20 protein-coding genes, 1 pseudogene and 1 other annotated feature are annotated in these 22,189 nt (G+C 28.8%); of the genes and pseudogenes, 6 read left to right on the forward strand and 15 right to left on the reverse strand.

Going from position 1 to position 22,189, the window contains the following annotated elements; genetic code table 11:
* The 10 genes and pseudogenes from BUA77_RS02740 to pdaB all read right to left on the reverse strand — a co-directional run.
* On the reverse strand, positions 1 to 244 hold a 244-nt coding region (locus BUA77_RS02740; protein ID WP_200773907.1), incomplete at its 3' end, for a transposase zinc-binding domain-containing protein.
* Between the two features lie 133 nt (positions 245 to 377).
* The gene (locus tag BUA77_RS02745; RefSeq protein ID WP_072887113.1) at positions 378 to 1,370 is read right to left on the reverse strand and encodes a TSUP family transporter; all 993 of its coding nucleotides are present in this window, start codon (positions 1,368 to 1,370) and stop codon (positions 378 to 380) included.
* A gap of 127 nt (positions 1,371 to 1,497) precedes the next feature.
* Entirely contained in the window at positions 1,498 to 2,505 is a 1,008-nt protein-coding gene (locus tag BUA77_RS02750) for a proline racemase (RefSeq protein WP_072887115.1), read from the reverse strand.
* Position 2,506: 1 nt separating this feature from the next.
* Positions 2,507 to 3,757: pseudogene (gene prdD / locus BUA77_RS14320) on the reverse strand (proline reductase cluster protein PrdD).
* Positions 3,758 to 3,812: 55 nt separating this feature from the next.
* On the reverse strand, positions 3,813 to 4,538 hold the full coding sequence (gene prdB, locus BUA77_RS13340) for a D-proline reductase (dithiol) protein PrdB (RefSeq protein ID WP_242939069.1): 726 nt from the start codon (positions 4,536 to 4,538) through the stop codon (positions 3,813 to 3,815).
* A 22-nt stretch (positions 4,539 to 4,560) separates the two neighbouring features.
* On the reverse strand, positions 4,561 to 4,839 hold the full coding sequence (locus BUA77_RS02775) for a CBO2463/CBO2479 domain-containing protein (protein ID WP_072887123.1): 279 nt from the start codon (positions 4,837 to 4,839) through the stop codon (positions 4,561 to 4,563).
* A gap of 12 nt (positions 4,840 to 4,851) precedes the next feature.
* On the reverse strand, positions 4,852 to 6,726 hold the full coding sequence (gene prdA, locus BUA77_RS02780) for a D-proline reductase (dithiol) proprotein PrdA (protein WP_072887125.1): 1,875 nt from the start codon (positions 6,724 to 6,726) through the stop codon (positions 4,852 to 4,854).
* Positions 6,727 to 6,741: 15 nt separating this feature from the next.
* On the reverse strand, positions 6,742 to 8,025 hold the full coding sequence (gene prdC / locus BUA77_RS02785) for a proline reductase-associated electron transfer protein PrdC (RefSeq protein WP_200773909.1): 1,284 nt from the start codon (positions 8,023 to 8,025) through the stop codon (positions 6,742 to 6,744).
* Positions 8,026 to 8,350: 325 nt separating this feature from the next.
* Entirely contained in the window at positions 8,351 to 10,102 is a 1,752-nt protein-coding gene (gene prdR / locus BUA77_RS02790; RefSeq protein WP_278280548.1) for a sigma-54 dependent transcriptional regulator PrdR, read from the reverse strand.
* 62 nt (positions 10,103 to 10,164) lie between these two features.
* Entirely contained in the window at positions 10,165 to 10,950 is a 786-nt protein-coding gene (gene pdaB, locus BUA77_RS02795; protein WP_072887131.1) for a polysaccharide deacetylase family sporulation protein PdaB, read from the reverse strand.
* 115 nt (positions 10,951 to 11,065) lie between these two features.
* Here pdaB and BUA77_RS13670 point away from each other — a divergent pair, with 115 nt between their 5' ends.
* The 3 genes from BUA77_RS13670 to BUA77_RS02805 all read left to right on the forward strand — a co-directional run bounded on the left by BUA77_RS13670 (position 11,066) and on the right by BUA77_RS02805 (position 12,326).
* Positions 11,066 to 11,239: a hypothetical protein gene (locus tag BUA77_RS13670; RefSeq protein WP_159428931.1), complete on the forward strand. Its 174-nt coding sequence runs from the start codon at positions 11,066 to 11,068 to the stop codon at positions 11,237 to 11,239.
* A 203-nt stretch (positions 11,240 to 11,442) separates the two neighbouring features.
* Positions 11,443 to 11,646: an alpha/beta-type small acid-soluble spore protein gene (locus BUA77_RS02800; RefSeq protein WP_072887133.1), complete on the forward strand. Its 204-nt coding sequence runs from the start codon at positions 11,443 to 11,445 to the stop codon at positions 11,644 to 11,646.
* Between the two features lie 149 nt (positions 11,647 to 11,795).
* Positions 11,796 to 12,326 (forward strand): DUF4364 family protein, encoded by a 531-nt coding sequence (locus BUA77_RS02805; RefSeq protein ID WP_072887134.1) that lies wholly within the window; start codon positions 11,796 to 11,798, stop codon positions 12,324 to 12,326.
* A gap of 3 nt (positions 12,327 to 12,329) precedes the next feature.
* Here the strand turns inward: BUA77_RS02805 and BUA77_RS02810 are convergent, their stop codons facing one another.
* Positions 12,330 to 13,199 (reverse strand): YncE family protein, encoded by an 870-nt coding sequence (locus BUA77_RS02810; protein ID WP_072887135.1) that lies wholly within the window; start codon positions 13,197 to 13,199, stop codon positions 12,330 to 12,332.
* A 155-nt stretch (positions 13,200 to 13,354) separates the two neighbouring features.
* Between BUA77_RS02810 and BUA77_RS02815 the strand changes: the two genes are divergently transcribed.
* Positions 13,355 to 13,618, forward strand: a complete 264-nt coding sequence (locus tag BUA77_RS02815; RefSeq protein ID WP_072887136.1) for a TIGR03905 family TSCPD domain-containing protein — start codon at positions 13,355 to 13,357, stop codon at positions 13,616 to 13,618.
* Between the two features lie 12 nt (positions 13,619 to 13,630).
* Here BUA77_RS02815 and BUA77_RS02820 read toward each other — a convergent pair whose 3' ends face one another.
* From BUA77_RS02820 to BUA77_RS02835, 4 genes are all read right to left on the reverse strand, one after another.
* A complete protein-coding gene (locus tag BUA77_RS02820; RefSeq protein WP_072887137.1) occupies positions 13,631 to 14,932 on the reverse strand; it encodes a bifunctional folylpolyglutamate synthase/dihydrofolate synthase in 1,302 nt (433 codons plus the stop codon).
* A 97-nt stretch (positions 14,933 to 15,029) separates the two neighbouring features.
* Complete coding sequence (locus tag BUA77_RS02825; RefSeq protein WP_143151283.1) at positions 15,030 to 17,696, reverse strand: valine--tRNA ligase; 2,667 nt, start codon at positions 17,694 to 17,696, stop codon at positions 15,030 to 15,032.
* Between the two features lie 80 nt (positions 17,697 to 17,776).
* Positions 17,777 to 17,987 (reverse strand) — a binding site (T-box leader).
* Between the two features lie 126 nt (positions 17,988 to 18,113).
* Positions 18,114 to 18,296, reverse strand: a complete 183-nt coding sequence (locus tag BUA77_RS02830) for an aspartyl-phosphate phosphatase Spo0E family protein (protein ID WP_159428932.1) — start codon at positions 18,294 to 18,296, stop codon at positions 18,114 to 18,116.
* Between the two features lie 111 nt (positions 18,297 to 18,407).
* Positions 18,408 to 19,733, reverse strand: a complete 1,326-nt coding sequence (locus BUA77_RS02835) for a putative bifunctional diguanylate cyclase/phosphodiesterase (protein WP_072887139.1) — start codon at positions 19,731 to 19,733, stop codon at positions 18,408 to 18,410.
* 428 nt (positions 19,734 to 20,161) lie between these two features.
* Here BUA77_RS02835 and BUA77_RS02840 point away from each other — a divergent pair, with 428 nt between their 5' ends.
* Together BUA77_RS02840 and BUA77_RS02845 are read left to right on the forward strand one after the other, a co-directional pair.
* Complete coding sequence (locus BUA77_RS02840) at positions 20,162 to 20,722, forward strand: tyrosine-type recombinase/integrase (RefSeq protein ID WP_072887140.1); 561 nt, start codon at positions 20,162 to 20,164, stop codon at positions 20,720 to 20,722.
* Positions 20,723 to 21,283: 561 nt separating this feature from the next.
* Positions 21,284 to 22,174, forward strand: coding sequence for a LysM peptidoglycan-binding domain-containing protein (locus BUA77_RS02845; protein WP_072887141.1), 891 nt, complete (start codon positions 21,284 to 21,286; stop codon positions 22,172 to 22,174).
* The last annotated feature ends 15 nt before the right edge of the window (positions 22,175 to 22,189 follow it).

The raw sequence follows: 22,189 nt of genomic DNA on the forward strand, positions 1-22,189 counted from the left end.
TAACGTAAATTCTCCCACATCTAGTGCAAAATTTACTTTTACATGTAAAGCCTACTCTCTTACTTTCCATGCATTCTAAACACATATACTCTGTATATCCCTTTTCTAGCCTCCCACAGTCCATTGCTTTTTCAACTGTTTCTATAACATCTGCCCTTATTACCTTCGGAATTCTTTTAATTTTTTTCTTTAAAAAGTTTTGCCAATTATCTTGCAATATTTTTTTTAATGTTACTTTAGTCATCTCTTCATCTCTCTTTTTTCAATACTTATACATATATTTTAGCAAGTTTTCCACAGATTTTGAAATTTTATAATTTCCTACTTAATATAAAAAAACTGCCAACTCAAAGTTAGCAGTTTTATATATATTTATTTTATTCATCAGCTGGCTTAGATGGCATTTCTTTATTTTGAGATGATGCTTTAAGCATTGTAACTGAAGTATAGAATATAACACCTATAACTAACCATTTTAATATATCAAGAGGTAGTTCTTTAACTATATATGCAGCTATAATAACTCCTATTGTTCCTCCAATTGTTATACCCATTGATGCTCTTCTGTCATATGCTTTTTCTTTAACGAACTTAATAGAAGCAACAGGCATTAAGAATGCACAAGAACCCATCATTATAGGGAATGCAACTCTTGGAGACATTCCTAATAAATAAACAAGTGCCATACAAGGCGCATAAAGTCCTATTCCCGCAGTCATTAAAGCCCCTAATATAAAGTTTGCAACTATTGCTACTATAAGTTTTGAACCTTTAATTCCAATAGGTACACCTAGCATTTTTATAACTTCTTTTCCATCTATAGTTTCTTTTATTTCCATAGTTTTATAGATTAAATTATTTTTAACTCCATCAAATGATTGCGATAATGGTTCTCCTCCTCCTGGCATCCAATCCATTTGTCCTGCAAGCATTAAAAAAGCAGTAATAAATAACGCTATTCCCATTGCAAACTGCACTTTCTTTTCTGGAAGTTTTGATACAATTCCTGCTCCAACCCATGCTCCAATTGTTGCAGATGCAAGCATACTAATTAACGTAGCAGAATCCATGTCTATAACTGTTATAAATATAAATGCTTCTAACACAACTGGTATTGTATGAGATACGTTTAATGTTCCAGGTAAAAGTCTATCCTTAGTTTGTTTCATTCCTTTTAGTAGTGCTGTAGTAGGTGCAAATGAACCTATACCTAAAGTATCGAAGAAATCTGTTATAAATCCAATAAAAGTAACTTTTGACCAAGTATTATGAGCTTCTAAATTGTTTTTGTTTTCCATAAAATCTTTTATAAATACCACTACAAACCAAAACGTCAGTACACCTAAAACACCTAAAACCATTTTAATCATAGCTTACATCCTCCTTTTATAGTTTTGCTTAATTTTATTTTATCATTTTTTAATCAAAACTTAAATATGATTTTGTTAATTTTTAAACCTTATTTGAATATTATGTTTTTTTGACAAACTATGTATTTTACTTCAATATAAATCCATATTTTAATGGATCTTCAGGGTCTATTACAAAATGATTAAATCCTGTTATATAAGCTGCTCCTGTTATTTCTGGAGTTATAGTTTTATACCCTCCAAGTTCTCCAGTTCCAACTATTCTACCTTTGAACAACGTTCCTAAAATACTTTCATAAACAAATAGTTCTCCTTCTTTTAACTCTCCTTTAGAGTAAAGAGTTGCAAGTTTAGCACTAGTTCCTGTACCACAAGGAGATCTATCTACTTGACCTTGACCAAATATAACTACATTTTTGTAAGTAGCTTCAGGATGAGTTGGCTCATCATATATTTCTACTAAGTCAACTGTTTTTATATGGTCTAAAGTAGGATGTTTTATTTCTACATTTTCATTAATTATATCTCTTATTTTAAGTCCTACTTCTGTTAACTTTTGAGCATTCTTAGGCTCAATTTTAAGGCCTAATTGCTTAGCATCAACTATTGCAAAAAAACTTCCACCAAAGGATATATCAAATGTTATTTTTCCTATTTCAGGAACTTCTATTTCTACATCTTTTTTATAATGAAATGCTGGAACGTTTACTATTGATACTTCTTTAACTTTTCCATTTTCTACTCTTGCCTTTGATCTAACTATTCCTGCTGGAGTGTCCATTACAACTTCTGTAATAGGCTCTTTAGCTTCAACCATTCCTGTTTCAATAGCTACAGTTATAGCACCTATAGAGCCATGGCCACACATATTTAAGTATCCTCCACCATCCATGAATATTATTCCAAAATCAGCTTCTTCATTCACTGGGGCTGTAAGAATTGAACCAAACATATCATTATGCCCTCTTGGTTCTAACATTATTGCCGTTCTTAAGTTATCCATATTCTTTTCTAGATACTCTTTTTTCTCAGCCATAGTTTTTCCTGGAATATTTGGTACTCCACCTACAATTATTCTTGTAGGTTCTCCCATAGTATGAGAATCAACTGCATGAATACTTCTTATAGCTTTCATATTACTTCTCCCCTCTTCTCATTTTTAATTTTAAAAATGCAAGCGCTTTTTTAGCATCTAATTTATCTACAGTGTTTTCACCAACAACTTGTGTTTCTATTCCTTCTTTAGATTTATTAAAATCAACTATCGTGTCCATGTATTTATTTGTAACTACAAATTTAGCTTGAGTTCCTATAAAGCTAAGTCCTACTACAGGAATTCCTCTTTTTCCTATTTCTTCTATTGTATTTGCATAGTCCACATGAGAATTTCCCCAACCGTCAACAGATATTATAACTCCATCAGCTCTCATTGCTTCTGCCCAAGCAGCAGCTCTTTGACCTACAAAATACTTTTCTTTATTATCTTGAGGTGTACCTACAACCATAACCCCTAAAAGGTCTATGTCTTTATCATTACTTACTATATCAAGTAAAGGATCTCTAAAATGATGAAGAGTTGTTTCCTTAGTGGATGGTCCTATTCCCACAAAATCACCACCTTACGTCATGGCCCTTAATGCGCCATCTCTATATTCATTAGGAGATATTATCATAGGAACATTTTTCATATCTATAATAGATGTTCCTCCTTTTAGTCCACTTGGTTCGTTAGAAAAAAGTTGATTGTCATACATCGCACCTTGACCTGCTATTTGTTTTATTATTAAAACCTTTTTAGAATTAGGTCTTATTTTATCAAAATATTCATACGATTCAGTAGCATCTCTTCCATCTAACTCTTTTAGAATATTTCTCAAGTTTTGAATAAACTTATCACATGCTCTAAACGCAGATAAAGGAAGTTTTCTTTCAAACGGCTGCCCACCTTTTAAAGTTACATCAAAATTAATTATATAATCATTCTTAGAAGGTGTACCAGCTCTATCAAATTCTAGTTGTTCCTTTAATATTCCTTCAGATGAGCCAAATTCATGCATTTGTCTTCCATCTTCATCTACTCCAGTTAGCATAACATAAACTCCAGTTAAAGTATGTGTTATACCTTCTCCTATTCTACCTAATACCTTAGTAGATATAGGTATAATATCCATTATAGTATTTACATATCTATTGTAATCACCTGGAGATATAATATCTATTTTTATATCTACTATTAAATCTTCATCTTTTATTAAAGAATTTGATATTTCTTTATCAATCTTAAGTACACCATTACTTATTCCACTTGCATCTGAAAATTCCACTTTCTCTATATGAAAAGATTTAATAACTAATCTTCTCAAATTTTTTTCTTTATACATAAACATCACCTTTTAAGGTATTTATTTAAAACTTCCCCCTAAATAGGGGGAAGTTATTTTATTATATTTCTGCTACATATTCGTATGGTAATGGTATTATTTTACCAGCACTTGGTATTTCAATAAGTTTTCTTAAAGTATCTTTTAATATATTTGTTTGCATTTCTTTATTATTTGGTTCACCTGCATTTGCTCCCATAGGAACTAATGGAGCAACTGCTCTTGGGCTACCATTTTGTCTAACTACTGGAGGAAGAGCTGCTATTATTATAGTTGGTATTCCAGCTTTCTCAATTGCTCTCTGCACAATCACGGCAGAGCGGTGGCAAGTACCTCAGCCAGCAGTTAAAACAACTGCATCAACATTTTCTTCTTTTAATTGTCTAGCAATTTCAGGACCAGTTTCATCAGTGAATTTTTGTTGGTCTCCACCACCACCCATAAATCCAAAGTGAACTGGTGCAACTTCTTTTATAAATCCTTCCTCAGCAAGTTCTCTTAATCTATCTATAGGGAACATACAGTTTATATCTTTGTTAACATCAGCATTATCATATCCACCATGAGATACCATCATTTCACTTGTTGGAGCATCTCCTGGTATTACTCTAAAACCAAAATCTCCTGCTAAGTTAAATCTCTCATCTGATTTTAAATGCACACCAGCTGCTGTAGCTAAAGCAATTCTCATCTCTTTCAATTCTTTAGTTACAGGAGTCCAAACTGGTGGAGGTGTTATCGGTACAAATATTTCTGATTGAAGTCCTTTAACAACTGTAAGACTCATATCTATTACCTCACTTTCCTGTTTATTTTTGTTCTTGTTTCTCTTTTTCACGTCTTTTATTTTCTTCTATTATCTTAGCATATTTTTCATTAACCTCAGGTCCTAAAACTTCAGGATAGCTCAATAAAAATCCAACTTCCATGCCAAGCTTTAATTCATAATCACTAATTAACATCCTCATCGGAACCTTGAATTGTCCAAGTCTTCCTTTTAAATCAATAGTAACACTACCATCTGTTAATTCAACTATTACTCCTTCATACATTCTTTCTGTAGAAGAATATTTTAATCTATCCATCATATCACCTATTTATTAAGCATCTTCTTTTTCGTAAATTTCTCTTCTCTTTTTACTCTTTTCTAACACTTGCTCATTTTCAAGAAGCTCTATTTTGCTTCCAGTTGCTTTTTCAATTAACTCAATATTGTTTAACTTAACATTATTGTTCCATTTTCTTTCTGGAGCTTTAACTTCTTCTCCAGCCATAACAGCCTTAACCATAGCTAATGCTCTTATAGCATCTTCCTTACATAATGTATTATTTGAAAGTATTTCATTTTCAATACCTTGTTTAGACTTGTTATTATCTATCATATATTTCATATATTCATTACCAACAACTAAAGCACCTTGAACAGCTGAGAATGTCATACCTACTACAGCAACATCTCTCATACCTATTTGCTCATGATGAGATGCAAAATCTATATGATTGTTTCCAAATCCTTCCGTAGTAATTATTGCACCATCTACATCCATAGCTTCTACCATCATACCTAATCTCTTAGATACATAGAATTTCTCAGAGTTAACTTGTGGAGACCCTACAAATACAACTCCTACTAAATCTATTTCTTCATCATTCATAGCTTCTATTACTAGTGGCTCTCTCCAATAATGTCTAGAGTTTTCTTTAGAAGCAGGCCCTATACAAGTTAATGCATGAATACCTCCATCTAATACTTCAAGTGGAGAAAGTACCACTGGAACATTTCCAAGGTCAACATTAGGCTTTGCTCCTAATGTTCCAACAGGCTCAACTGGTAATATTAAGTTATCATGCATTGCACCTTGACCCATTATTTCTTTAACTATAACTACTTTCTTTTTACCAGGTCTTCTGTATTGAACTAATTCTTCAGTTTCAACAACTAAAGATTCATCAGCATTTTTAAGAGCTTCTCTTATTTCTTGAGTTATTACATCTGTAGCCATATGAGCAGCAAGTGGTCCTGGTCTTTCCATATTAGTACCAGCTTTTACTGTAACTTGAGTTTTTATGAAGATATCTCCTTTATCTGGAGCACCTGGTCTTCCCCACATTATATTTTTATCAAGATCACCTTCTGAAGAACCGAATTCGCCTATTTGAACTCCATTTTCATCAGTTCCTGTTACCATAACGATAACACCATCTATCACTCTAGTAACACCAGTTCCTAATTCTCCTTCTTCTTTAGTAGCAATCGGTTGAACATCCATTATAGTTTCACTATAAGTGTTATATTTATCTGGAGTTATTATATCTAACTTCAGATCTACAACTAATTCTTCAGATGCTACTGCTCCTGAACAAATATCTTTTCTTATATATAAAGTAGTTCCTTCTATTTTAGTTTCATCAGCAAGTTCTACTTTTTCTATTTTAAAGTGTTTTTTAACTAATTTTCTAACAGCTTTAGCTTCTTTAACTTCTTCTTTAGCTTCAGTAGCTGGTTGAGCTTCAGCTACAGGAACTACAGCTGATTGTTGTGCAAGTCCCATTGAAGCTGCGATTGTTAAAGGTATTTCTAAATCTATATTTCTTCCTTCTCCTATATGAATTTTAACAGTTCCTCCACCAGATACTGGTGTTACAGAAGATACTGGTGCTACAGGTGCTACCATTTCTTCTTTAGTTTCTTCAACTGCTTCTTCTTTAACTTCTTCTACTTTATTTATTCCTTCTAATAAATCTGCAGTAAGAGGAGTTAAAGCATCTATAGTTTTAGTTAGTTTTGCACCTAATACCTCCTCTATAGTTAAGCAATTTTCAGGTATTTCAAGTAATCCTGAATCTTGTAAGTCAGCAAATATTGCTGGGTCTTCTAAATTTGATGTTTCAATTACAGTACCAGCTTCGAATCTACAGCAGCAAACTGCTGGATCTTTAGCATGAGCCTTAGCTGTTTCTGGAGTAATTGACATATAAATCGCCTCCTTTTATTTTTTTCTTCTATATAGTTTATGTCCTGCACCTCTTAAAACATGGTCTGTACTGTGATAAACTGGAACTCCTACCCTAGGAGCTACTTGCATAACTGTGTTAGTTCAGTCCTCACATGTTCCAGTAATCACCACTTCAGCCCCTTGTTTTTTAAGGTATAATACCTTTTCTGCTTGCCCTGGACATATTCCTGGTAAATCACATCTGTATCTTCCATTGCTTTCTGTCATTCTCTTACACTTAGTCTCTGCTACAACTTCAGCACCCATTCCCTTAGCAATTTCTTTCAATCTCTCTTCTTGCGCTCCACATTCACACGCAATTATACCTACTTTTCTTTTTTCATTCGGAAATGGCATAGATACTAATATTCCACCTAAAGTTTTATTAACTGGAGAATCTTCTTCTCCATGTTTTCCTGTGAAAGGTCCACCTAAAACTATCTCTCCATATGGTTTTTCATATCCTCCACATTCTTCTATATAGTGCTTAATTGGCATTCCTATTGGAACATCAAAGAATACTCTACCTTTCTTAGCATCTTTTACTCTTCCACCAACTGTAATATCTTTAGTTATAACAGGTTTTCTTTCTTCTATTGCTAAAACAATATTTTTAAGGGTTTCAACATTAGAAACAACTGCCTTTGCTTCAAGTGGCAATTGTCCAGGCTTTAGTTCTACTCCAAGTAGTTCTCTTATAATAACTCTTTCATCTCCTGCTGGATACATATCTGGTAAAAATTTAACTTCTATATTTTCTTCATTTTTACAAGCTTTACCAAGTGCTATAATAGCCTTTTTATATTTTGGCTTTATGGCAATATATCCTTTAGAAGCATTAGTCATTTCAAGAATATATTTTAATCCCTTTACTACTACTTCTGGATTTTCCTCCATTAATGCAACATTGTGCGAAAGCACAGGCTCACATTCTGCTGCATTTGCAATAACATATCCACCTTTTAAATCTACGTTTAATTTAACATGAGCAGGAAAACCTGCACCACCAGACCCAACTATTCCAGCTTCTTTTACAGCTTCTAAATGGCTATCTGTTTCTTTTATCTTTACATATTCTTCTGGTTGGTTTTCAAAAGGTTTTATAACTATTTCTTTTTCATTTATATCTACTACCTTACCATAAACACTTGAATGTATATTCGCTCCAAGCCCTTGTGGCTTAGCAACTAACTGTCCTTTTTTTACTTCGTCTCCTATATTTACTATAGGATTACAAGGTGCTCCAACATGTTGCTTTAATTCAATGCATATATTCATATCTTTCACCTCCTATTCTTTTATCACTTTCACCATATTATATAAGCAACTATCATGCCAATTTTTTAAAAAAAGTTGTAAATAAATCATATTTTTATATAATAGTTGATTTGACTAATATATAAAAACTTTATAATGCTTTTTAAAAAACTTCAAGCATCCCTTAATTTTCTGAAATTGTCAGTTTTTTGACGCATTTTCTAAAATGAATTCCTTTATAAATTATAAAAAACTTCTATCAATTACTTATTATCTTATATTTTCTTTAAGTTTATTCAAAAAAAAATAAAGCGTCAACTTTTCGACGCTTGTCAGCTTTTTGACACTATATTTTATATAAATCCATTTTATAATATAAAGTACTCCTTGGAATATTAAGAAGCTTTGCTGCTTTTGCTTTATTTCCACCTGAAATTTTCAAAGCTCTTTTAATAGTGTCTATTTCTACTTTTAATACCGCCTTATTTAAATCCATAGGATATTCTTCTTTTTTTATTTTTTTATTAACTTTTTCCATAATATAATTCGGCACTAATTCTTTAGTTATAGTATCATCTTTACTTAAAACAACTAAATGTTCTATTGTATTTTTAAGCTCTCTTATATTTCCTCTCCATTCATAGTTTTGAAGTATATCAATTACTTCCCTTTCTATTTGTGGTATCTTCTTATTATTTTGTTCACACATTTCTTTTAAAAAATTATGTATTAAAAGCACTATGTCTCCATCTCTTTCCCTTAAAGGAGGTAAACTAAGCTCTACCACATTTAATCTATAATACAAATCCTCTCTAAATGTTTCTTCTTCTGACATTTTTTTTAAATTTTTATTAGTTGCAGATATTATCCTTACATTTATATTTATAGTTTTTTCTCCCCCTACTCTTCTAATCTCTTTTTCTTGAAGAACTCTTAGTAATTTTGCCTGCATGTGCATAGGAAGATCTGCTATTTCATCTAAAAATACAGTTCCGTTATTTGCAAGTTCAAAAATTCCTATTTTCCCTTTTTTACTCGCTCCTGTAAACGCTCCTGCTTCATAACCAAAGAATTCACTTTCAAATAACTCACTTGGTATGGCACTACAGTTAACAGGAACAAAAAGTCCTTCTCTTTGACTGTAATCATGTATTGCTCTTGCAAACACTTCTTTACCAGTTCCACTTTCTCCAAGGATTAAAATACTTGCATTAGTTTTTGCAACTTGCCTTGCAGTTTCTATTGTTTTTATAAGTTTTTGACTTTTACCTATTATATTTCCAAAATTACTGCTTGAAAATTTTTTAACCTCATTTTCTAAAAACTTCAAAGTACTGTTTGCTTTTTCAAGTTGATAAGATAATTTTTTCACTTGCGTAATATCTCTATCTGTAGATACAGCACCAACAAATTCTCCATCTATAAAAATAGGATGTGCGCTTACTACTACATCCGTATCCTTTCTAGGCGGGCAGTGATATACATCAGCTACACCCATTCTAGTTTCTAAAACTTTTAATAAAATTGCTTTAGGAAAAAAATCTTTTAATTTTTTACCTATTATATCTTTAGCTAAAACTTTATAAAGCTTTTCAGAATTTTTGTTCCATATTACAACAATTCCTTCTTTATCTACAACGCATACAGCTTCATATATATGATTTATTATGTGATTTAATTTCCCTCCTAATTCTTCCATCTTCATATAAAAATAATCTCTTAATTGTTCTACTCTTATAACACCTATTAAACTCCTATTTTCTACAACAGGAAGTCTAGCTATTTTATTTTTAATCATTATATTTCTACATTCAAGTAAACTAATATCTTTAGTTACAGTTACAATTTCTTTTGACATAAAATTCTTTATAGGTAGATACTCATTTAATTTTTTTATTTTTATTTTTGCTATATCTGTTAAAGTCAGTAATCCTCTAATATTTTTATTTTCATCTATAACAAATATATCAGTTAAATTGTTCTTTAACATTTCTTCTAAACACAATTTAAGCTTATCCTCTTCATAAACCATAATAAAATCTTTAGACATGGCATCTTTAACTAAAGTTGTTTTAGGGATTAAAAACAAAGCAATCACCTCTTATATAATAATCGTTTTATAGAATATTATACAATTAATATGTGTTGTTGACAAAATTATTAATTATCAATCTTATTGTCCTTATTTATTCTTTTTTGCCTTCCTGTAGAATCCATCTCATAGTCTTTTTTATATATAAGCTCAGATATTGGAACTATTTTATATCCTTGAGATTGTAATTTTTCCAAAACTAGAGGTAAATATTGAGTTATGTATTTAGCATTATTATGAAATAAAACTATAGAACCATTTTTTGTGTTTTTAACTACTCTGTCTACAACATGCTCAACACCTATTTCTTTCCAATCTAAAGAATCTACATCCCACTGTATAGTATAATAACCTAAGCTTTGAGCAGTTTCTATAAGGGTATTATTATAGTCTCCAAATGGAGGTCTAAAAACCGTTGGCTTTTTATCTATAATTTTTTCTATTTTTTCAGAAGTAATTTCAAGTTCTTTAGTAATTTCCTCTTTGCTTAAAAGACTCATCTTAGGATGAGTTGTAGAATGATTTCCTATTTCATGGCCTCTTGCGTATATTTCTTTAACTAAATCTGGATGTTTATCAACCCAAAAACCTACTAAAAAGAACGTTGTTTTAACATTATATTTATCTAGTATATCTAATATTTCTCTAGTATATATTTGCCCCCAAGCAGCGTCAAAACTTATAGCAATTTTCTTTTCTTTTGTGTCTACACAGTAAATAGGCAATTTTTTTTCTTCAATTTGAGCCATTGTATCTTTTATAATATAAAAGGAACATAATAATACCGTTAATGCTATTAGGAATATAACTAAACTTAAGATTATCTTTTTAAAAGAAACTATTAGTATTTTCAAATTAAACCCTCCTAAATATGATTTTCATTAATATATTTTTATTTTAATATTCTTCAAAAAATTACTAGAAGATTTAGTTTTTTAAATGGGAAAATTATTTTTAGGAGGTGTTTTCATGTCTGAGATACGAAGCGAGTATACTAATTTAAAAGGAAAGAGAACTGAATCAGGAAGAATTACTAATAAACTTGAACCAAGACATTTTTTAAGAGAAGCTCATACAATTCAAGAAGGTATACGAAAAGATAAAAAAATAAAAATTCACAAAAAATATGGTTCTGATTCATAATAAAAATGAGTTGTGCAAAATTGCACAACTCATTTTTATTATGAATGTATAAAATTCTTTTAATACAGTTATTTATTTTACATATATATTAATTTCTTTCAAATATTTCTAACATATATTTTGTAAAACTGGTTAAATTAATACTACAACATCAAAAGATGTTGAAAACAAAACTTAAATGACATTACAAGGAGGAATTGACTATGGCAGGAAGAAATAAAAAAGTAGTTCCCGAAGCAAGAACTGCTTTAAATCAAATGAAACTTGAAACAGCTAATGAACTTGGTTTATCAAACTACGAAAACATTGATAAAGGAAATTTAACAGCTAGACAAAATGGATATGTTGGTGGATATATGACTAAAAAGCTAGTTGAAATGGCAGAAAAACAAATATCAGGAAAATAATAAATTTTTGAAAAGACTACCTATTTCAAGGTAGTCTTTTTTAAGGTCTTCATTATAAGAAGACTTTTTATTTTTGTTTTTTATACTTTTATTTTTAAGACAAATAGTTTAATATATAAATAGAAGTATTTTGCGGAGGATGATGTATTATGTTTGAAAACACATCTGAAGAGTTAGCAGTTAATAAATTACTATTAATGTATATCTTGAATAGAATCGAAATAAATTTAACTAATTCTCAGATTACTCAAGTAGTTATGGAAAATGATTTTATGAATTATTTTTCTCTTCAACAATTTTTAGCTGAACTTACACAGTCTAATTTTTTAAAGGTCTACAAAGAAGAAGGTAAAGAGTATTACTCCTTAACTAAAAAAGGAAATCAAGCTCTTGAATATTTTTTATCTAGAATACCTTTAGATGTTAAAGAAAAGATAGATATATATATATCAAAAAACAAAGAAAAAGTTTTAAAAGAAACTCAAATCAAATCTAATTTTTCTAAAATATCAGAAAATGAATTTATTGTAAATTTAAAAGTAATAGAAAATCAAGTACCACTTATAAACATAGACTTAAATGTAGCTTCTAACAAACAAGCAAAGTTAATTTGTGATAACTGGAAAAAAAATGCTCCTACTATATATGGAGAAATCATAAAGCTTCTTATAAAAAAATAGAGCCTATCTACAAATTATTGTAGTAGGCTCTTTGTCTACTTTTATATCTTTTATAAAATTATAATTTTCAGTATTAAATACCTTTATAACATTATTTTCTATGTCTGATACAAATAATAATTTTTTATCATTAGATATACTTATTCCAAGAGGTCTTCCTAAAATCTCTATCTTTTTTATAATTTTATATTTTTTAGAATCTAATATATCTATACTTTTATTACAAAAATCCGTTACATATACTTCATTTTTTAAATTATTAAAAGCTATCTCTATGGGTAATTTAAAGTTATTTAGTGTTTTAATTGTTTTAAAGGTAAACCTATCTAATAACACTATATGACCATCTTTTGTTGCTACATAAATTACATTTTTTATTTCATCTACTTTTAAATGCCATGGCATAAAATTTAATTTTACTTTTTCTACAATATTTTTAGATATTACATCTATTACTGTAAAATAATCAGAACAAGGAACATATAGTTTATGTTGATTTTTATCTAAAACCATTCCGTGAGGCATATCATCAACACAAATCACTCCTATAGGATTCATTTTTTGTATATCTATTATATATATACTATTAGAGTCTTCATTAGCTATATAAAGTTCTTCATCATTATAAAGTGCAACCTGACTTAAATTTCCACCTATAGATACACTGTCTATTACAACTTTGTCTTTTATACTAACTATATATAAAACTCCATTTAAGCTACTGGGTATATATATAATTTCTTCTTTTTTATCTATACAAAAATGATGAGGATATACATTTTCATATAAATCTATTCTGTCTTCTTCTATAAGAAGCTTTTTATCTATTATTGATATACTTTTTGATAAAAAATTAGATACATAGACTTTCAAACCCCTCCCCCCTTCTTTATTCCCGCTTTCACAAACTCTTATATACTATAATAATATATTATATTTACTATTATTGTGATACATTTTTGTTAACTTTTTCATATGTATATACTATAGTAGGGTATAGTTAATAGGAAAATAAGGAGGGTTTTAATATGTATTTATTCAGAACTTCTGGTGTTTGTGCTAAAGAAATAAGATTTGAAATTGAAAAAGATATAATCAAATCTGTAGAATTTGTAGGTGGATGTCCTGGAAACTTACTTGGAATTAAAAAACTTATAGAAGGAAAAAAAATAGATGATATCATAGAACAATTTAAAGGAATCCCTTGCGGCAATAGATCAACTTCTTGTCCAGACCAACTTACAAAAGCATTATTACTTTATAAAAAGAAACAAGCAGAACAAAGTGCATAGCAAAAAGGGTGATTAAATATCACCCTTTTTTATTATACTTCTTACAGCTCCTATCATGTATAAAGAACCTGCGCATATTATAATTTCATCTTCCTTACATTCATTAATAGATAATTTTACAGCATCTTCAATATCATTTATCGAAATACATTCTTTACCCAAATCAATTATTTTTTCCTTTAAATCCTTTGCAGTTAAAGCTCTATCACTATCAGGTGTTGTAGTAATTATTTTGCTGCATTTAGGTATTAATACTTTTAATACAGAATCAACATCCTTATCTTTAAGCATTCCAATTAGTAATGTTATATTTTTATTATTTAAGTATTTATCTATAGAATTAGTAAGAGATATTGCTCCATCCTTATTATGAGCCCCATCTATAATAAAAAGTGGTTTTTCCATTAAAAGCTCAATTCTACCTGGCCATTTAGTTTCTTTTAATCCTTTATATATAGATTGCTTATTTATTTCAAAATCATATTTATTTTTTAATATATTTATAACATTTAAAGCAAGTATAGCATTATTTACTTGATGGTCTCCTATTAATTTTATTTCTAATCTCTCATAATTTTCATTATTTAAATTAAGATTGAATGTTTGACCATATATATCACCTTTTATAATTTCTTTATCTTTTATATTAGCAGTAGTTAAAATGGAATTTTTTTCTTGAACTAAATCTTTTATAACATCTTCAGCTTCTTTTTCTTGAGGATACATTACAACATCACAATTTTCTTTTATTATTCCACCTTTTTCATATGCTATTTTCCCTAAAGTATCTCCTAAGTAATCAGTATGATCCATACTTATAGGAGTAATAACACAAATTAGTGGTTTTTTTACTACATTTGTGGCATCAAATCTTCCTCCCATTCCTACTTCTAATACTAAAAAATCTACATTTTGTTCTTTATAGTAGTAAAAGGCTATAGCCGTTACTATTTCAAATTCAGTAGGATGGTTATACCCCCTATTTACCATCACTTGTACTTTTTCTTTTACTATTTGTGTAACCCTTGCAAGCTCTTCTTCTTTTATATTTTCTCCATTTATTCTAATTCTCTCTGTAAAAGTTTCAAGATAAGGAGATGTGTAAAGTCCAACATTATATCCTTGATTAACTAAAATAGAACTTATAAAAGAACAAGTAGACCCTTTTCCATTAGTCCCCGCAACATGTATAACATTCAAGTCTTCGTGAGGATTTCCAAGAAGTTCCAAAAGCTTAGTTATATTATCTAGTCCTAATTTTCTTCCAAATTTATATGTTCCATGAATATACTCTAATGCCTCATTGTAATTCATATTAATCTCCCCATTCCCTAGTTTTATAGCTACTTAAATTATTAGTTAAATTTATACAAAGCCATAATATTGCAAGCAATATTATGACTTAATTTTATTATTTTAACTTTCCTTTTAAGTTTTCAAGTCTTTCAAGTACTGTTTTCATCATTTCTTCATATTTTTCTTTCTTAGCTTTTTCTTCTTCTATCAACTTAGCTGGTGCTTTACTTAAAAATCCTTCATTTGATAGTTTTCCATTTACTCTTTTTAGTTCCCCTTCAAGTTTTACTTTTTCTTTTTCAAGTCTTTCTACTTCTTTTTCAAAATCCACAAGTTCATCTAGTGGTATATATATCTGCGCTCCTTCTATTACAGCAGACATAGCATCTTCAGGAACTCCTACTTTATCCTTTAATATTTCAACATTAGATGCTGATGCTAATGTTACAAAATACTGTTTACCTTCCTCAATTGTGCTTAATTTTTCCTCTGTTGGAATAATAATAACTCTAGCCTTTTTAGAAGGAATAACATTCATTTCCGCTCTTATATTTCTAACACTTCTTATTCCTTCCATTATTAAATTCATTTTATTTTCTTCTTCTTTCATATTATCTTCTTCTTTGTATTTTGGCCAAGAAGATAATACTATGCTTCCATTTACAGTTGGAAGGTAAGTATATATTTCCTCTGTAATAAACGGCATATATGGATGAAGTAGTTTTAATATGTTTTCAAGAACATAAGTCAAAGTATATAAAGCTGCTTTTTTACTTTCTAAATCCTCTCCATAAAGCCTAGGCTTTACCATTTCTATATACCAGTCACAATATTCTGACCAAGTAAAATCATAAACCTTTTGAATAGCCATACCAAGCTCAAATTTTTCCATATTTTCAGTTGTTTCTTTTGCAACATTATTAAGTCTTGATATTATCCATTTATCCGCAAGAGTTAAATTTTCCTCTACTTTTTCTCTATTTAAATCACTTACTAATTCTTCACTTAAATTCATAAATACAAATCTAGATGCATTCCAAAGTTTATTAGCAAAGTTTCTAGCAGATTCTACTCTTTCCATATAGAATCTCATATCATTTCCAGGTGTATTTCCTGTAGCTAATGTAAATCTTAATGCATCAGCTCCGTAATTGTCTATTATTTCAAGTGGATCTATTCCATTACCTAAAGATTTACTCATTTTTCTTCCTTGTGAGTCTCTAACAAGACCATGAATTAAAACATATTTAAATGGAATTTCATTCATGCAATAAAGTCCAGAGAATACCATTCTTATAACCCAGAAGAATATAATATCATATCCTGTTACTAAAACATCTGTTGGATAGAAGTACTCAAGTTCCTTAGTATTATTAGGCCATCCAAGAGTTGAAAAAGGCCATAGTGCAGAACTAAACCAAGTATCAAGTACATCTTCATCTTGTTTTAAGTTATTGCTATCACATTTAGGACATTTATGTGGTATTTCCTTAGATACAATAGTTTCTTCACAGTCTTGACAGTAATAAGCGGGTATTCTATGTCCCCACCATAATTGTCTTGAAATACACCAGTCTCTTATATTTTCAAGCCAATGGAAATATATTTTATTAAATCTTTCTGGAACAAGCTTTATTTTTCCACTTTTTACAGCTTCTATAGCAGGGCCTGCTAATTCTTCCATTTTTACAAACCACTGCTTAGATACCATAGGCTCTATTACTGTATTACATCTATAACAATGTCCAACATTATGAGTGTGATCTTTTATTTTTACTAAGAATCCTTCTTCATCTAAGTCCTTAATAAGCTGTTTTCTACACTCATATCTATCCATACCATTATATTTTCCAGATGCTTCATTCATAGTTCCATCTTCATTCATCACAACTATTTGTTCAAGATTATGTCTTAATCCTACTTCAAAGTCATTAGGGTCATGTGCAGGAGTTATTTTAACTGCTCCTGTTCCAAATTCCATTTCAACATATTCATCAGCAATTATTGGTATTTGTCTTCCAACTAATGGTAGTATTAAAGTTTTACCTACTAAATGTTTATATCTTTCATCTTCAGGGTTTACTGCAACCGCAGTATCACCTAATATTGTCTCTGGTCTTGTTGTTGCTATTTCTATAAACTCATCACTATCTTTTACAGGATATTTTACATGATAAAAATGTCCACCATGTTCTTCATGCTCAACTTCGGCATCAGATAAAGAAGTTTTACAATCAGGACACCAGTTTATTATTCTATTTCCTCTATATATAAGTCCATCATTATATAATTTTACAAAAAATTCTGTAACAGCTTCATTACATCCTTCATCCATAGTAAATCTTTCTCTTTCCCAATCACAAGAGTCTCCTAGTTTTTGCATTTGATTTACTATTTTTCTTCCAAATTCATTTCTCCAATCCCAAGCTCTTTTTAAAAACTCTTCTCTTCCTAATTCATACTTACTTTTTCCTTCTTCTTTTCTTATTCTTTCAACAACCTTAACTTCTGTTGCTATACTTGCATGGTCTGTTCCAGGCTGCCAAAGAGTAGCATATCCATCCATTCTTTTCCATCTAACTAATATATCCTGAAGTGTATGATCAAGAGCATGTCCCATATGTAATTGCCCTGTTATATTAGGTGGAGGAAGCATTATACTAAAAGGAGTTTTATTTTCGTCAACCTCTCCTTTAAAATATCCGTTTTCTAACCACTCAGTATATAGTCTTTCTTCAAATTCTTTTGGATTGTAAGTTTTAGGTAAATTTCTTATTTCCATTTTCTGACCTCCTTAGTTTTAATAATTGCTATAGATAATCACAAATAAAATCACAAAAATTATAAAAAGCTTTTCGTCTTTAAAAGGACGAAAAGCTCGCGGTACCACCTTAATTTCAGAAAAAATCTGACACTTGTTTTTTTAACGACAATTGCCGTCTAAACCTACTATTATTTCAGCTTAGAAGCTCCAAAGCTACCTTCCATAAACTCATGCCTAGAAAACCTTTCAGCCATGGATTTTCCTCTCTAAAAGCGATATTTATGTACTCCTCTTTTTCATAGCCTTTATATATTAAAATTTACTTATTCTAAATTATATATAACTTTTTTTATTTTTGTCAATAATATTATTATTTTATTTTTTTAGCAAATTATTCAGATTTATTTATATAAACAAATTTAAAATTAAGTTGCACTACTTATCCATTTTATTTTTATCCATTCTTTCTTTATAATATTGAACTATTAATTCATCTAAATCTTCACTCATTTTTAAAACTTTCAAATCAAGTATATTAATATTTTTTCGCCCTAAAATATCATTTAACTCATCACTGTATTTTTCTATCTGATTTTTTAAACCCATTTGCTTTTTCACTCCTATCCCTCTTTCCATCTCAATTCTTTCCATTTTAATATATTCATTATGAGAATATTATATATTTTGTTTAATTAAGACAAAAATTTAATCATGTAAATTTAGGCATTTTCATCCTAAAAGTACATGACTACTACCTTCTTTTTTTAAATTATCATAAACAGTAATCTCGTTTAAAAACTCCACAATATCATTTTCTTTCATAGGCTTACCTATATAATATCCCTGTATTTTATCACATCCAAGTTCTAATAATTTATCTAATTGTTCTTTTCTTTCAACTCCTTCTGCTGTAACTTTATAACCTACTTCATGTGCAACATATATAATAGAATATATTAATTTTTCTATTTTTTTACTAATACTAATATAATCAATAAAGCTTTTATCTATTTTAAGTTCCGATATTGGAATAAAGGCTATATTCTTTAAGGATGAATAACCTACTCCAAAATCATCTAATGATATACTTGTTCCTAGTTTTTTTAATTCTTTTATTTTTTTTATATATTTTTTTTCCGATTTTAATATTTGTGTTTCTGTTATTTCAAACTTAATTTTATTAAAATCTACTCCCTCATCTATAACAATACCTTTAAGATTATTTAAAAAATTTTTATCATCAAATTGATTTGGAGAAATGTTTATCGCTACCTTCAAATTTATATTTTGTATTTCCCATTTCTTTATCTGATTACATACTTCTCTTATAATCCAGTATCCAATTTCATGAATAAATCCTATTTCTTCAGCAACAGGTATAAACTCCATTGGAAAAACTTCTCCTAATTCTCTGTTTTCCCATCTCAAAAGTGCTTCTACTTCAAATATTTTATTTTCTTTTAAGCTCAGAATCGGCTGATACACAAGATATAATTCATTGTTTATAATTGATTTCCTCAATCCATTTATTATAGCAACCTTTCTAAATATTGCTTTTTCAATTTTTTCATCAAAATATCTATATTGTCCTTTATTATTTCGCTTAACTTCATACATTGCAACTTCTGCTTTTCTTAAAGCATCATCTAAGACATCGTCATTTTTTGTAATGTAAATACCCATACTTACAAAACATGTGATTTCCTTTTCTTCAACTATTGTTATACCATTTAATTTTTCAAATAATAATTCTATTTCATCATTAAATATTCTTATATTAAGTTTAGGTAAAAGAATCAAAAATTGATTTGCGTTATAAATAAAAACCTTCCCACTTTCTGAAATCAAATTAGATAGCCTATTACTAAACTCCTTTAAAAATTTATCACCGAAGCAATATCCATAAATATCATTTATATATTGGAAATCATCTATATCTAAAAATACTACCACATACTCTGAAATATTTTTTGAATATTTATCGTATAAGTATTGCCTATTATGTAATCCTGTTATGTAATCGTAATAGTGTATTTCTTTTTCTGATATCATCATCACTCACATCCTAAAATAAATTCTACTATTGTTTCGTCTGTTATGGCAAAATCTATTTAAATCTTTCCAATACTTACAAATTAATCTGTTTTAATATACTACTTAATTTATCTAATTGATTTTATTTAAACATATTTCTTTTCTGCCATTCAATATCACCTCTTTTCTTATCTTAGTATTTTGCATACCTAACTTTCGACAGATTTGCTTCTGTTGAAAAAAACAATTCAATTTTTTACCAAAAATATTTTTTATTATCTTCATGTAACAATATACCTAAAATGTTACATCTATAATATTTAATATATCTTGATTTTAAGAAGTTTTAAATATACTAAATAAATTTTTTGCCTAGTTTTAATTGAATTATAATGCAATTTTTTATATAATATATTACAAATAATTACATAATAGAGAGGAAAATGCTTATGACTGTTGAACCAATTAGAGATAAAACAAAAATTAAATATATGTATCAATTTTTAAATGGAAAAGATCCTAAGTATGGCCTATTGTTTAAATTTGGTCTTAATACTGGTTTAAGAATTAGCGATATACTTCCCTTGAAAGTAAAAGATATTTTTAATAAAAATGGAAATTTTCGAGACTACTTAGTTCTAAAAGAAAAAAAAACAGGAAAAGAAAAAAAAATCAAACTAAACGATGCTCTCCGTAAAACAATTAAAATGTATATAGAAAATAAAGATCTTTTTTATGAAGATTATATTTTTCCAAGCCATAAAGGTGGGCATATAGGTAGAATACAAGCCTATCGTGTTTTAAAAGAAGCCGCAAACATAATTGGAATTGAAAATTTTGGAACCCATAGTTTACGCAAAACATGGGGATATTGGACTTATAAAGTCTCCCGATATAATATTGGTCTAATAATGGATACTTTTAATCATAGTTCACAAAAAATAACACTTCGCTATATTGGAGTAAATCAAGACCAAAAAGACGAATTATATTCACTTGTACAATTCTAATTTAAAATAAGTTTTCATAATATTATGTAGAAAACATGAATATTTATAGGAAAAAAATTGAATATTGTTGAATATTTGTAATATCTATATTATTATTATATATAAAGTAACATTTTAGGTATATTGTTACATAATATATTTAAAATTTACCAATATAACTAAAATTTCGATGAATTTTTCAACTTATAGTTAATCAAATAAACTAAATTTATGCTTATCCCATATACCTTTCTATATTCAGTTTCTTAAAACGAACAACAATTGAAATATCTTACAAAAAAAGACTCAAAGTAAACTTCTAATATTCTATTACTACAGTAACTATTGCAACATTCTCTACTTAGATAACTTTTTAAATTTATATGATTCAATCAAATATTTTAGCCATTAATATAGAATCTTGTTACTATAAACTATTTTTGTATTTTGCTGTACTGCTAAATCTAGTTCAATTAAAAAAAATTCCAATCATACAAAATATCAAATAAAAATCTTACTATATTTTAAAGTACACATTTTATATTAAAAGAGAATAATATGTTAAAGAAAGGAGTGAAAACTATGCTTTATTACGTTAAACGAGGTGATACTTTACAGAAAATTGCTATACAATTTAATACTACACCTAAAGCAATAATGGAAGCTAATGTAATATGTAATCCAAATTTTATCTCTGCTGGTGAGCCTTTAATTATACCTAATCCTAATATTAAATTACCTAAATCTCAAGGTCAGCCCCCTTATTATATTGTTAAGTTTGGAGATACTTATTTATGTCTATCTAAAGAGTTTAACATACCTGTTAAATCTCTTATTTATATGAATAAATTCAACCCAACCTCAATACCTACTGGCTCAGAAATACTTGTAGGAGATTATATGGGAAGTCCTATAGATCTTAAAGAACAATGGGAAACAATAGGTAATACTAAATGTGATAAATTAACTGAAGATGAAATTTACAATGTATATTATAATGGATCATTTATATGGCAAACTTTAGGAAATCAATCTATTCCATATTTATTAGATTTATTAAAACATAATTGTGATATAGTACGCTTTTATTCAATAGTAAGCCTAGGAAGAATTGCTCCAAATAACCTAAATGTTATTAACACTCTTATTAATATGACTAGCGATAAAAGTGAGTTAGTTTCAACTGCTGCACAATTAGCTTTAGATAGAATAACTTTAGTTGAGCAATATGGCAAGAGAATGCATATTACAGTTGTCGAAAATAGAATTTATGATGAACCAAATTTAAAGGCAAACTCTTTTCTTGTTCCTATAGGAAATACAGTTATGTCTTTAAATTGGGCTATTCCAAGTATAACTGGAGAAAAAAATATGACAGGAGATGTTATTTTATACGACAGAGTACGCTTCTTTTCTACTGGACAGGATGGTTATATGCCAAGGCTTGGATTTAATGAAATAAATGTAATATAAGGTGGCATATCCACC

It is taken from the genome of Tepidibacter formicigenes DSM 15518 (genome assembly GCF_900142235.1).
Classification (GTDB): Bacteria; Bacillota; Clostridia; order Peptostreptococcales; family Peptostreptococcaceae; genus Tepidibacter; species Tepidibacter formicigenes.

Bases quoted from the DNA above. Each gene is read 5' to 3' on its own strand.
- BUA77_RS02745 (WP_072887113.1), bottom strand. From the start codon at position 1,370: ATGATTAAAATGGTTTTAGGTGTTTTAGGTGTACTGACGTTTTGGTTT.
- BUA77_RS02750 (WP_072887115.1), bottom strand. From the start codon at position 2,505: ATGAAAGCTATAAGAAGTATTCATGCAGTTGATTCTCATACTATGGGA.
- BUA77_RS02775 (WP_072887123.1), bottom strand. From the start codon at position 4,839: ATGATGGATAGATTAAAATATTCTTCTACAGAAAGAATGTATGAAGGA.
- prdA (WP_072887125.1), bottom strand. From the start codon at position 6,726: ATGTCAATTACTCCAGAAACAGCTAAGGCTCATGCTAAAGATCCAGCA.
- BUA77_RS13670 (WP_159428931.1), top strand. From the start codon at position 11,066: ATGTCTGAGATACGAAGCGAGTATACTAATTTAAAAGGAAAGAGAACT.
- BUA77_RS02800 (WP_072887133.1), top strand. From the start codon at position 11,443: ATGGCAGGAAGAAATAAAAAAGTAGTTCCCGAAGCAAGAACTGCTTTA.
- BUA77_RS02805 (WP_072887134.1), top strand. From the start codon at position 11,796: ATGTTTGAAAACACATCTGAAGAGTTAGCAGTTAATAAATTACTATTA.
- BUA77_RS02815 (WP_072887136.1), top strand. From the start codon at position 13,355: ATGTATTTATTCAGAACTTCTGGTGTTTGTGCTAAAGAAATAAGATTT.
- BUA77_RS02820 (WP_072887137.1), bottom strand. From the start codon at position 14,932: ATGAATTACAATGAGGCATTAGAGTATATTCATGGAACATATAAATTT.
- BUA77_RS02825 (WP_143151283.1), bottom strand. From the start codon at position 17,696: ATGGAAATAAGAAATTTACCTAAAACTTACAATCCAAAAGAATTTGAA.
- BUA77_RS02835 (WP_072887139.1), bottom strand. From the start codon at position 19,733: ATGATGATATCAGAAAAAGAAATACACTATTACGATTACATAACAGGA.
- BUA77_RS02840 (WP_072887140.1), top strand. From the start codon at position 20,162: ATGACTGTTGAACCAATTAGAGATAAAACAAAAATTAAATATATGTAT.
- BUA77_RS02845 (WP_072887141.1), top strand. From the start codon at position 21,284: ATGCTTTATTACGTTAAACGAGGTGATACTTTACAGAAAATTGCTATA.